The sequence below is a fragment of the Bacillus glycinifermentans genome, assembly GCF_001042475.2.
Taxonomy (GTDB): Bacteria; Bacillota; Bacilli; order Bacillales; family Bacillaceae; genus Bacillus; species Bacillus glycinifermentans.
In genome coordinates this window covers 182,004-194,515 of sequence record NZ_LECW02000045.1, presented here as the reverse complement: position 1 = coordinate 194,515, position 12,512 = coordinate 182,004, and the positions used below count along the sequence as shown (strand labels likewise).

General features: G+C 48.8%; 11 protein-coding genes and 1 riboswitch. Of the genes, 2 read left to right on the top strand and 9 right to left on the bottom strand.

Translation table 11 applies throughout. The features are described from left to right. Positions 1-20: 20 nt before the first annotated feature. Positions 21-1,325: a citrate transporter CitH gene (gene citH / locus AB447_RS20335; protein WP_048354226.1), complete on the top strand. Its 1,305-nt coding sequence runs from the start codon at positions 21-23 to the stop codon at positions 1,323-1,325. Between the two features lie 42 nt (positions 1,326-1,367). On the opposite strand, the gene AB447_RS20330 is transcribed toward citH, so the two are convergent. The 8 genes from AB447_RS20330 to AB447_RS20295 all read right to left on the bottom strand — a co-directional run bounded on the left by AB447_RS20330 (position 1,368) and on the right by AB447_RS20295 (position 10,855). Next, positions 1,368-2,786 (bottom strand): glycoside hydrolase family 1 protein, encoded by a 1,419-nt coding sequence (locus tag AB447_RS20330; protein ID WP_048354225.1) that lies wholly within the window; start codon positions 2,784-2,786, stop codon positions 1,368-1,370. Positions 2,787-2,807: 21 nt separating this feature from the next. Next, positions 2,808-4,619 carry a beta-glucoside-specific PTS transporter subunit IIABC gene (locus AB447_RS20325; protein ID WP_057957733.1) on the bottom strand — a complete coding sequence of 604 codons (1,812 nt, stop codon included), beginning with the start codon at positions 4,617-4,619 and terminating at the stop codon, positions 2,808-2,810. A gap of 293 nt (positions 4,620-4,912) precedes the next feature. After that, positions 4,913-5,746: a BglG family transcription antiterminator LicT gene (gene licT, locus AB447_RS20320; RefSeq protein WP_048354224.1), complete on the bottom strand. Its 834-nt coding sequence runs from the start codon at positions 5,744-5,746 to the stop codon at positions 4,913-4,915. A 177-nt stretch (positions 5,747-5,923) separates the two neighbouring features. Beyond that, the gene (locus tag AB447_RS20315; protein WP_048354223.1) at positions 5,924-6,664 is read right to left on the bottom strand and encodes an energy-coupling factor transporter transmembrane component T family protein; all 741 of its coding nucleotides are present in this window, start codon (positions 6,662-6,664) and stop codon (positions 5,924-5,926) included. Continuing rightward, entirely contained in the window at positions 6,661-8,250 is a 1,590-nt protein-coding gene (locus AB447_RS20310) for an ABC transporter ATP-binding protein (protein WP_048354222.1), read from the bottom strand. Before AB447_RS20310 ends, AB447_RS20315 begins: the two co-directional genes overlap by 4 nt. Further along, positions 8,225-8,824: an ECF transporter S component gene (locus tag AB447_RS20305; protein WP_048354221.1), complete on the bottom strand. Its 600-nt coding sequence runs from the start codon at positions 8,822-8,824 to the stop codon at positions 8,225-8,227. The genes AB447_RS20310 and AB447_RS20305 overlap by 26 nt, the downstream gene beginning before the upstream one ends. Continuing rightward, complete coding sequence (gene tenA / locus AB447_RS20300) at positions 8,821-9,507, bottom strand: thiaminase II (protein WP_048354220.1); 687 nt, start codon at positions 9,505-9,507, stop codon at positions 8,821-8,823. Before tenA ends, AB447_RS20305 begins: the two co-directional genes overlap by 4 nt. A gap of 109 nt (positions 9,508-9,616) precedes the next feature. Next, positions 9,617-9,722, bottom strand: a riboswitch (TPP riboswitch). 50 nt (positions 9,723-9,772) lie between these two features. After that, a complete protein-coding gene (locus tag AB447_RS20295) occupies positions 9,773-10,855 on the bottom strand; it encodes a hypothetical protein (protein ID WP_231592192.1) in 1,083 nt (360 codons plus the stop codon). Between the two features lie 163 nt (positions 10,856-11,018). On the opposite strand from AB447_RS20295, the gene AB447_RS26400 reads away from it, so the two are divergent. Beyond that, positions 11,019-11,177: a hypothetical protein gene (locus AB447_RS26400; protein WP_172796376.1), complete on the top strand. Its 159-nt coding sequence runs from the start codon at positions 11,019-11,021 to the stop codon at positions 11,175-11,177. Positions 11,178-11,236: 59 nt separating this feature from the next. Here AB447_RS26400 and aceA read toward each other — a convergent pair whose 3' ends face one another. Beyond that, positions 11,237-12,511, bottom strand: coding sequence for an isocitrate lyase (gene aceA, locus AB447_RS20290; RefSeq protein WP_057957732.1), 1,275 nt, complete (start codon positions 12,509-12,511; stop codon positions 11,237-11,239). Position 12,512: the final 1 nt, after the last annotated feature.

The following is a 12,512-nucleotide window of genomic DNA, read 5'->3' as shown; positions in this document are numbered from 1 at the left end:
TCATTTGGAGGGAACGGTTTATGCTGTCGATTTTAGGATTTATGATGATTATTGTGTTCATGTACCTGATTATGTCCAACCGTGTATCCGCTTTGACCGCTTTGATCCTTGTCCCGATCGTTTTTGCGCTGATCGGCGGTTTTGCGGGCGGACTCGGCGACATGATGCTGAAAGGCATATCTGATATAGCGCCGACAGGAATCATGCTGTTATTCGCCATTCTTTATTTTGGCATTATGATAGACGCCGGCTTGTTTGATCCGATTATTAAGCAAATCCTGACATTCGTTAAAGGAGATCCGTTAAAAATCGTAGTCGGCACAGCCCTTTTGACGATGATGATTTCGTTGGACGGTGACGGTACCACGACATACATGATTACGATCGCGGCGATGCTTCCGCTCTACAAGCGGCTCGGGATGAATCCGCTTATACTGGCGGGGGTCGCGATGCTCGGCTCAGGCGTGATGAACATTATTCCGTGGGGCGGTCCAACCGCGCGCGTGCTGACCTCCCTCAAGCTAGACACGTCGGAAGTGTTTACCCCGCTGATTCCGGCAATGATCCTAGGACTTCTATGGGTCATCTTTGTCGCTTATGTCCTCGGCAAAAGAGAACGCAAAAGGCTCGGGGTTGTGGATATTGAATATCAATCTTCCGTCAAAACGACATCGGAAACGTCAGCGGCCTCAGAGGCGCCGTCATTCAAACGCCCGTCCTTGCTATGGTTCAATTTTTTGCTGACGGTTGTGTTGATGGTTGCGTTGGTTACCAACCTGCTGCCGCTCCCGATTTTGTTCATGACCGCTTTTGCCATCGCTTTAATGGTCAATTATCCTAAGCTTAAAGAGCAGCAGGACCGTATATCCGCTCACGCCGGGAATGCTTTGTCGGTCATTTCCATGGTGTTTGCAGCCGGAATTTTCACCGGTATCCTGTCGGGGACGAAGATGGTTGATGCCATGGCCAATTCCCTCGTATCATTAATTCCGGATTCAATGGGTCCGCATTTGCCGATTATTACGGCGATCACAAGTATGCCGTTTACGTTCTTCATGTCAAACGATGCCTATTATTTCGGCGTCCTTCCTATTATCGCAGAAGCGGCATCAAACTACGGAATCGATGCGGCCGAAATCGGCAGAGCTTCGCTTTTAGGGCAGCCTGTCCACTTGCTCAGCCCGCTTGTTCCGTCAACATACCTTCTCGTCGGAATGGTCGGCGTCACCTTTGGCGATCATCAAAAATTCACATTAAAATGGGCGATCGGTACGACCATTGTGATGACGATTGCAGCGGTGATACTCGGCATTATCTCGTTTTAACGATAAAAGCACCCCTTCGTGACAAAGGGTGCTTTAAACTGCTTAATCCAGGTTCTCGCCATTTGCAGCGATCAGCTCTTTGTACCAGTAAAAGCTTTTCTTTTTGATCCGGCGCAGGTCTTTCAAATCGAATTCGTCGCGGTTCACGTATATAAATCCGTAGCGCTTTGAGCAGCCTTGGTGCGTCGAAATCAAATCGATCGCCGACCATGGCGAATAGCCGAAGACATCGACGCCGTCCGTTATCGCCAATTGGATTTGCTGAATATGCTGCTTTAAATAGTCGATCCGGTAGTCATCATTAACGACGTCTCCGTCCTCAAGCTTGTCGAATGCGCCGAGGCCGTTTTCGGTAATGATGAGCGGAAGCTGGTAGCGGTCATAAATTTCCCTCAGTGTGGAACGGAAGCCGACGGGATCGATTTCCCAGCCAAATTCGTTTTTCTTCAGATGGGGGTTGCTGCTTCCCCTGTATACGCCTTCCTCGCCTGTCTGCAAATGCTGGTCTCCGCCGCGGGCCGCTGTATCGCTGCCGTCGTTTTTACTCGCTTCAGCCGTTTGCGACGTATAGTAATTGAACGCGATAAAGTCCGGTTTGGCGGAGCGCAGAATCTCCATATCCCCCTCGGCAATAGCCGGCGTACAGCCTTTTTCTTTCATATATGCCCATGCTGTCGTATTGTAGCGGCCGTACACAGCCATGTCTAAGTACAGCCAGTTTCGGATCGCATTATAGTTAAATGCGGCTAAAATATCCTCCGGTTTCGATGAAGCAGGGTAAATCAGCGCGATATTTGGAGCCGGCCCGATCTTTGCATCAGGCAGAAGCTGATGACACAGATTGATCGCTTTCGCCTGGGCGACCAGCATGTGGTGATTTTGCTGATACAGCTCTTTTTTCGGATTTTCCAGGTTCTCATCAAGCGTGCCGAGCGCGGAACCGTGCAGGATCATCATGTTTTGCTCGTTGATGGTCAGCCAGTATTTCACACGGTCGCCGTAGTGTTCAAAAAGGATTTTCGCATATATTTCAAAGGCGTCAACCGTTCTCCTGTCAGACCAGCCGCCTTTTTTCTGAAGCGCATTCGGCAGGTCGAAGTGGTACATCGTCACGATCGGCTCGATGTTATATTTGAGAAGCTCATCGATCAGATTGCTGTAAAATTCGATGCCCTTCGGATTGATCTCACCGTCCCCATCCGGTATGATGCGCGTCCAGGCGATTGAAAAACGGTACGCTTTGAATCCCATTTCGGCAAACAGCGCGATATCCTCTTTATAGCGGTGGTAGTGGTCGCTCGCGACTTGAAAATCGGTCGTTCCTTCCGGATAGCTTTCGCGCGCATCAATGACGGACGGTCCTTTTCCGTCTTCATTCCAAGCGCCTTCCACCTGATATGCGGAAGTGGACGCCCCCCACAAAAAACCTTCTGGAAACTTGGCTAAAGTGCTGTATTTCATCTTCTATTCCTCCTATACAGATTACATTAATGTGATGATCCAGTCATCCGGTTTGATCCGTTTTTGGCCGGTCCTGATGACATCGCCGTATCGATCTGAATTTGTCACCACGATCGGCGTTTTCACGTCAAATCCTTCCCGTTTCAGCGCCTCTAAATCGAATTCTGCGAGAATATCACCCCGTTTCACGGTTTGCCCTTGTACGGCTTTTGGATAAAAATGCTTTCCTTCCAATTTTACGGTATCCACTCCGATATGAATGAGGATTTCGGCTTTGCTTTCCGTCGTGATGCCGTATGCATGCCCTGTCGGAAATACCGTTGAGACAACGCCGGCCGCCGGTGCAGTGACGATTCCTTTCGCCGGGAGTACCGCAACGCCTTTGCCAAGCGCCTCAGACGAAAAGACTGTATCAGATACTTCGGTTAACAGAAGCACTTCTCCTTGCAAAGGGCTGTAAATCTGTTCTCCGCCATGCTGCTTTTTTTCGTCCGCGGGATCATCGAATCCGACGATGTAAGTGAGCACGATCGATAATATGAACGAGACGGAGATGCCGATAATAAACCCGGGAAAGCCCGGTCCGTAAAAAATCGGAATGGTCAACAGCCCCGGGGCGCCTGACGCGATCGCGATGCTGTGGGAATAGCCGATAATGGCTCCGCCTGCCGCCGCGCTGATGACACCGCATACAAACGGCTTTTTCAGCCTGAGGGTCACCCCGTAAACGGCAGGTTCGGTAATGCCGAAAATTCCCGTTATAGCGGCAGATCCCGCCAAAGCCTTCAGCTTTTTGTTCTTCGTCTTCAACATCACGCCGAAGGCCGCCCCTGTTTGGGCAAAAACGGCCGCCGCCGTCGCCGGTTTGATGTAATCCTTTCCATGGACGGCGATGTTGTTGAGAATGACCGGGACGATGCCCCAATGAATCCCGAAGATAACAAGGATCTGCCACAGTGCCGCGATGAGCGCCCCGGCCAGAATTGGACTGATGTCAAAAATCGACAAGATCGCCGCGGCGATGCCGTTTCCCGTATAAACCCCGAGCGGACCGAACACGATTAAGGTCAGCGGTACCATGATGACCAGGCAAATGAGAGGGGTGATAAAGTTTTTGACGCTTTCATGGATGAAGCGCATACAAAACTTTTCGAGATAGCTCATCACAAATACGGCAAGGATAATCGGAATAACGGTTGACGTATAATTCATCAAGACGACGGGAATAGCGAAAAATTCCGTATCCGCGCCGCTGTTTTTCAATTCAATGATCGACGGATAAATGAGCGCCCCGGCTATCGTGAGCGCCACAAACATATTCGCTCCGAATTTCTTAGCTGCCGTAACGGCCAATAGTAATGGCAAAAAGTAAAATAAGCTGTCTGCGGCCGCGTATAAAATCGTATATGTCGTCTCTTCGGCAGTCAGCCAGCCGGCGTTCGTACATATTAAAAGCAGCCCTTTTAAAATCCCCGCCCCCGCCATGACGCCGAGGAGCGGCGTGAAGATGCTGGATATGATGTCGACCAGTCTCCCGGCGAGATTTCCTTTTTCGTCCCGGCTTCCGCCTGCTTGTGCATTCTCCAGAACGCCGGACATGCGGCCGATCTCTTTGTAAACCTCAGGGACGTGATTGCCGATGACGACTTGAAACTGTCCCCCGCTCTCGACAACCGTCACGACTCCGTCGATGTTTTCAATCGCCTCCTTGTCGGCCTTAGAACGGTCTTTCAGCTTGAAGCGCAGCCTTGTCGCACAATGGACAAGAGAAGCAACATTTGTTTCCCCTCCGATATGAGTCAAAATCTGTTTGGCTAATGATTGAAAATCCATCTGTGATCATCCCCTCACTTGGAACCTATGTATCTATGAAAAAGAAAAAACCTAAACAAAGCCTGTGAAAAGGCTTCGTTTAGGTTTTGCCTGCCTTAAGCAGTAACAATCCGTATGTGAGCGTATGAAAATAAAAAAACTAAATCGCCATGAAAAGAGACTTCTGCCCCTGTCCCATAGCAATTTAGGTTTTGCCTGCATCATCAGTAACAATCCTAAAATAGATGGTGGTGTTGTTGTTTATATTCAAATTAGCACACATTTTCCCTATTGTCAACGCTTTCATTTTCTGATCACGCCTGATGAACAACCCTTTCAATATGGATCGTTAAGTAGAGCAATTCTTCGCTCGTCAGCTTCCAGCCGTATTCTTTTTCAATATACTGCTTGATTTTATTTGTACATCCATAAGCGTCCCGGTATTTATTTTTTACGGTGTCAAATAAAAAATCGTCTTTGCTTTCCATGTAGGACCCGCTGAACAGGCGCTGCGCGAAAAACTTCAAATGAGTAATAAACCGGTAATAGTGAAGCGACTCTTCGTCAAAATCGACATGAAAGTGGTACTTCACAATGCTTAATATTTCCTGCATGACCTTCGTAATATTGACGATGTTCGGCATTTCTTCATTGAGCTCGGCGTTTACGATATGAAGCGCGATAAAGGCAGCTTCATCCTCCGGAAGTTCAATGCCGGTTTTGTTTTTAATCATCAAAAGCGCCTCTTTGCCGATGGCAAATTCATCTTTATAAAGCCGTTTCGTTTCCCAGAGCAATGCGTTTTTAATATCCATCCCTTTTTTATGCCTTTCGATGGCAAAATGGATGTGATCGGTCAGCGACACGTATATGCTGTCGTTCAGCTTTTTTCCGAGCCGCATTTTTGCCAGGCTGATGATTTCCTCCGTCATCTCCATAAATTCGATCGGTATTTCATCGAGAAGCGTTTTAAATCGTTCTGAGATGTCTTTATTATCAAGCCTGAAAATCTTCTCTATCCTTGATTCATCAACCATTTCACCGGGTTTTTTCTGAAAGGCGATTCCCCTGCCCATGACCACAAGCTCCTGATCCCGTTCGTCTAAAACACTGACCACATTATTGTTGATCACCTTGGCTATTTTCACTGGTGCACCTCCCGTTTATTAGAAATGAAGGGGATGTTTTATATTTCTTTTTTCATATTGTTACACATTGATTGTACAACCTTTTTAAACCAGGTCAATATGTTTAAGTCAATTGTTCAGGAGTTTTTCTATTCTGGGCATGAAAAAAGAGCCGCTTCACGGCTCTAATAAATGCATTTATTTGGAAAATACTATTAATATCGCCAGTACAGCAAGAAGCAGAACGGTCCCGTACAGCGCGTCTTTTGCGCCAAGCCGGGGCGTTTGATAATACGTCCGGTCTCTCGTGCCCGTAAAACCGCGCGCTTCCATTGCCACCGCAATTCTTTCCGATTTCCGGATGCCTTGGGAGAACAATGGGAGCGAATATGCGATAAAGGCTTTCCAGCTGTTTTTTTGTTTATAGCCCCTGATTTTATGCGCGGCTTTCATTTGCGAAAGCTCTGATTGAAAGAGCGGAACAAACCGGAATCCGGCCAGCAGCCCATAAGCCCATTTCGGCGACAGCCTGCATTGATGAATTAAGCTCATGATGAATGACGTTAAATCGGTCGTTGACGTAAACAGGAGTCCGTATGTGACAAACCCGAGCATCCGCAAAGCGATCGTCAGGCCGTTTCCCAGGCTCTCCTTCGTCACATGGAACCATGCCCATTGCCAAAGCGTTTCCTCGCCTTTTCCAAAAGCGGCCATCATCCAGCAGACGAGAACGAAAAAAAGCAAATATGGCAGCAGGCGCTTCGCCAAATATGCAGCCGTCCAGCCTCCGAAAACGATGCCGGTCATCACCGCGAGAAGCCATATGAAAAAAGTCGGCTTCGGGTTTGAAACGGTCATTAATATACACATGACAAGCAGATGAAAAAAAAGCTTTCCGGCAGGATTCAATGTTGAAAGGTACGAATCATTGCTTTTCATACCGGCACCTTCTTCTCTCTGGCATGCATCAGTTTGTAGTGAAGCGGCGGAACGATCGAGAACCGGCGGATGAGGCTCCGATCGGAAAATAAACGATAAGGCGTTCCCTGGTAAGCCGCTTTCCCTTTGTGAAACACGATGACTTGATCAGAGTGCCGGTCGACGATATCCATATCATGGGTCACCATGATGATTGAGGTTCCCCGTTCCTGCCGTTCTTTTAAGCGTTTAATCAGCTCGCCGGACGTTTTTTCGTCCTGTCCGAATGTCGGTTCATCAAGGAGAAGCAAATCTTGATCAAACAAAAGCATCGGCGCCACGCTCAGGCGCCTTTTCTGCCCCAGGCTCAATGTGAACGGGTGGGCCTTTCGATGTGATGTGAGCCCGAACTCTTGTAACAGGCCGGACGTTTTTTTCTCAATCTCTTCCTCAGACCAGTTTCTCTGTCTCGCTCCGTACGCGATTTCCTCAAAGACCGTATCCTGAATAAATTGGAGCTCCGGGTTTTGAAAGACGAAGCCGGCCTTGTCATACAATTCCTTGTCAGACCATTTTTTCAGCTCGCAATCCTCCAAATAAATGCGTCCTTTTCTCACCGCTTCCAAGCGGATCAGGCTTTTGAGAAACGTGCTTTTCCCGCTGCCGTTCTCCCCGATGACCGATACCCAGGCGCCTTTTGGAATCTGAACGTTGATGCCGTCCGCAACCGTTTTTTTCCGATAGCCGATCGCGGCATCTTCGGTGCGGATCAATGTCCTGCTTTTGGGCGTTCCGCTTTCTTCCGCACGTTCTTTTATTTTCAGTTCGGCAGACAGCTTGACGGCAAGCGGATGGTTCTCATCCCGGACGACTTCCTCCCATACAGCCGGATACAGCTTGGGCAGCCAAATGCCGGCCTCCTTCATTTGCCGCTGAAAGAGACGGAGAATGTCCCCGGGTTTTCCGTCGCCGATGATCCGGCCGTTTTTGTTTAAAAGGATGACGCGGTCCATCCATTCGATGCAGCCGTCCAATACATGCTCGACAAACACCATCGTCTGTCCCGTTTTTTCAGAGACGTCTTTCAGCAGGGCAAAGATCGCGTTCCGGCTGACCGGATCAAGCTGCGCTGTCGGCTCGTCAAAAAACAGCACTTCCGGTTCCAAAGCCAAAAGGCACGCCAGCGCGAGCCGCTGTTTCATGCCCCCTGACAAAGTCTCAATCGGCGTTTTCTTATCAACATTCAGCCCGACCTGATCCATGAGAGAAGAGATCATCCGCTCCATCTCTTCGCGGGGAACACAGCGATTTTCCAGGCTAAAGGCGATTTCTTCATCGACCCGAAGCATGCAGAATTGCGAATCCGGATCCTGAAACATGACACCGGCGCTTTTCCTGCGGTTTACCTCGCCTTTGACTTCGGCTTCAATGTGTTCGGGAATCATTCCGGAAAGCACCGAAATCAATGTCGATTTTCCGCTTCCGCTTGGCCCGAGTATCAGCACCTTCTCTCCCTTTTGAATGGATAGACTCACGCTGTCCAATATCGTTTCCGAACGGTTGTAAAAGCTAACGGATAGATTATTGCATCCTAGATACGAATTCATTTGATTCATCCTTTTTCCGCTGTTCCTTCATGATCTCATATTGGTCGAGCACACCTGTTTTTGCGAGCGCCCCGACCACTGCTTTGGCGAGCCAGCCGCCGAGAATGATTCCGCTGATGACCTGAATGACAAATATCAGAATCAGCGTTTCCGTCGTATAGTAGCCAAAGCCGTTCGCGATCAGGCTGTAGGTCATGCTGCCGACGGCCGCAAGCGCTCCGGACAGCATGAGGGTAAACAGGTTATAGCGTTGATAACGAAACATTGCAAAAGCAATTTCCGCTCCCGCCCCCTGGAAAACGCCGATGAGCAGTGAAGATAACCCAAAATGGCTTCCCGTCAGCAGTTCAACCGCCGCAGCTGCCGTCTCGGCAATCAGCGCCGCCCCCGGTTTGCGGATGATACAGGCAACGATCGGACTCGCAATCACCCATATGCCGAACATAAAGTTTGCACCGACTGGACCAACGACAGCCGAAACCGGAATCCACAAGGTGGACCACCCTAAATAAATCACACCGCAGGCGACTGACAATATTACGGTCATGACGACTTCTTTCATCCTCCAATTCATCGTCTCACCGCCTCCGTATTCACAGGCCAATCTTCAAGGGTATAGGCCATCTCCCAAAACCGATATTCAAGCTGGCAGCTTAACAAAAAGAGCTCTTTCATTTTCTCTTTTTCTTCCTCGTGCGCATCCTTTGCCCATTCATCCAAACGGGCGCAAAATGCCGTTGTGATCGAATCGGTCCGGTCTCCGTAAAAATGAATCCAGTCATAAAACGGATGCGACGGATCCGGCTGCACCTCATTCAGCAATGTTTGGCCGATCTCCCAATATGTCCACGGACACGGCAGCAAAACGGCTAATATGTCTCCGATCGTGCCTTCGTGCGCGGCCGTCAGCATATGGCTGATATAATGATGAGCCGACGGTGCGAGAGGATAGCCGTGCATGTTTTCATATTGCACGCCTGCGACCCGGCAAAGATTGTTGTGGGGATGCACCTCGCTGTCCAGCACAAAGGAAATCTGCCGGTTGAACATGGTCATGTCTTCCCGACTTTTGCATTTTGAAATCGCGATTCCGTAGATTTGTACAAAGGAATTCAAATACGCGACATCCTGTTTGACATAATGGATGAGCTGATCCTTTTTTAGATCGCCCGACGCCAGCCCCTTTACAAAAGGATGCTGAAAAATGGCTTTAAAGATGGGGTTTGCCTCGCGGCGAAGTTGTGCTGAAAAACTCATGAAGAAAGCCTCCTTACATTCATTTATAAAGGAAGGCACAAGGGGAAAACGGCTTCTTTATGCAAAAAAGCCGCCCCAAAATGGAGCGGCTTAAGATGATGAACTCATAAAGACACCGGCTCCACTTCCCTACGCTAGTACGAACTAGATCAGGTTCGAAGGGTCCAAGATCACCTCTTGTCTCAGCCAGCTTTATGGCTCCCCCAGTGGACTTCCTATTTCATTAACTTTTACTCTACACATCTATAAACTTCATGTCAATGCTTTAATTCAAGTATTGAATCGTCGGGATTTTTTCGACCCCGCTTGCATAGTAGTAGTTTAATACACTGAAGAAATCGATAGACTTACCCGTTTTTAAATCGACGATGAGAATATGATCGCCGTATTCAAAATCGTTGTCATCGATCCTTCTCGGCGTCACCTTTCCAAGCGTATCAACAAACGAACCTTCATAGCCGACGCCGGATTGAAAGGCGGATTGGTGGTGCATAAACAATGTCCCTTTATCGAGATAGACCATGATGGCTTCTTCAGAGCTGGCATAGCTTGCTTTGTATGACACAGGTGCCGAAACCGATTTGACCTTTGCATCTGCAATCTCGTGAGTCCGCTGGGTGTAGCCGCCGCCATACGGAAAATAAAAGACTCTCTTCCAGTCAAGGTGGCTGTTTCCGCCGTTTTTGTTATATACAAAGGTGCCGTTGGCATAAACTGAACCGTCTTCATATTCCGCGACAAATTGCTGCAGGGAAGATGAGACAGATACAGCCGACGTAAAATGGGCCGGGTTCTTGGCGTTCATCTGAATCGTATAGGTATCTCCGACATCTCCCGCCGAAAAAACCCTGAGCGCATAGTCGCCTTTTGGAAGCTCATTGAGTGCGATCAAATTGCCGGCTGACGCGGATATATTCGTCGGGATGGCTTGTCCTTTTTCCCAGTCAACGACGTAAAGCTGCACGTTATAGTCGGCATTGTTTGATAGGATTCTCGCGATGAATGTTCTGTCTGAAGGCGTGCTGAAAAACCACAGATCGTCCTTGTTGGTTTCCGTCAGTGTGGCCTGGTGCTGAAAGGATTGTTCTGAAGAAGAATAGTTTGATTTGATGGAAGCTTTGGGTTTTGCTACGTTCAGAGACTGCCCGTCTTTATTGAGTCTGTAGGATTCTTTTATATTGGCCCGGTCGATCGCAATGTTTTCCCGTTTGACTTCAAGCTTTTGCTGGTAGTCTGCAATCTCTTTTTCCTTCTTCGGCGGTTCGGCTCCTTCTGCCATCGCCGGAATCGACGAGATCATAAGCGAAACGGCGAACATGAATGAAAATCGTTTAAACCTCTTTCCCAACTCACTTCACTCCTTTTCTTCATCTCTATTTCATCATAACGCAAAATTACAGAATTTGGTATAGATTGATATTTTTTAAAAAATGAATCAATTTTCTGAAACTTCCACTGGGCGCAATCCGTCTTATCTATTGAAAGGCAAATTTCAATTGGAGGGGATAGATATGATGATGTTTATCTTGATTTTGACAATGACCGTGTATTTGTTCTACTCATTCAGCAAAGACAACCGGCCGGCCAAAAGAAGCGACAAAGCTCATCAGAATGTGATTGTGCTTCGGGAACATCCTTTGATTGCCCCTTCCAATGATGCCAATTGCTAAAATATTTTTATACAAACGAGCAAGCCGCCTGTCATACAAGGCGGCTTTTTCACGGCAATTTACGGCTGAAACTGCTCGGCTTCCGTCGAGCCTTTTAGCGCCGTCGTAGAAGAAGTCCCTCCTGTGACGACCTGTGCGACTTCGTCAAAATAGCTCGTTCCGACTTCACGCTGGTGCCTTGTCGCCGTATAGCCGTGGACTTCGCTGGCGAACTCGGCCTGCTGCAGCTCGGAGTAAGCGACCATCCCGCGTGTTTTATATTGGCGGGCCAGTTCAAACATGCCGTGATTTAAGGCGTGGAACCCGGCGAGTGTGACGAATTGAAATTTATACCCCATTTCACTGAGATCTTTTTGAAAATCAACAATCGTTTGATCATCGAGTTTGGCTTTCCAGTTAAAAGAAGGCGAGCAATTGTACGCAAGCAATTTTCCCGGGAATTGTTCATGAATTGCCTCTGCAAACCGGCGCGCCTCATCAAGATTAGGTTCTGATGTTTCACACCAGACCAAGTCGGCGTAAGGCGCATATGCAAGCCCTCTGGCAATCGCCTGATCAAGGCCCGCCTTCGTTTTGAAAAATCCTTCTGATGTGCGTTCTCCCGTCAAAAACGGGGCATCATACTGGTCGATGTCGCTTGTGATGAGATCGGCCGCATTCGCGTCCGTCCGGGCAATGAGAACCGTCGGCACGCCCATGACATCTGCGGCGAGGCGGGCCGCAATCAAATTACGAACCGCCGTCTGCGTCGGCAGCAGCACTTTTCCGCCCAAATGTCCGCATTTTTTCTCTGATGAAAGCTGATCTTCAAAATGAACGCCAGCGGCACCCGCCTCAATCATGCTTTTCATCAATTCGAAGACATTCAGCTGCCCGCCGAATCCCGCTTCAGCATCCGCTACGATCGGTGCGAACCAATCGATCTCTTCTTTTCCTTCCATGAAGTGAATCTGGTCTGCGCGCTGGAGCGTACGGTTGATTCTTTTGACGACCTCGGGGACGCTGTTTGCCGGATACAGGCTTTGGTCAGGGTACATGCTCCCCGCAAGGTTTGCATCGGCAGCTACTTGCCAGCCGCTTAAATAAATCGCTTTCAATCCGGCCTTTACTTGCTGCATTGCCTGGTTTCCCGTCAACGCTCCGAGCGCGGGAACGAAATCTTCCGAATGGAGAAGCCGCCAAAGCTTTTCAGAGCCGCGCCTTGCGATGGTATATTCGATCTCAAGGGACCCCCTCAGGCGGATCACATCCTCCGCCTTGTACGGCCTTGTGATTCCGTTCCACCGTTCATCCTGCCAGCTCTCCTCCAATTGTTTTGCCTGTTCTGACCTCATC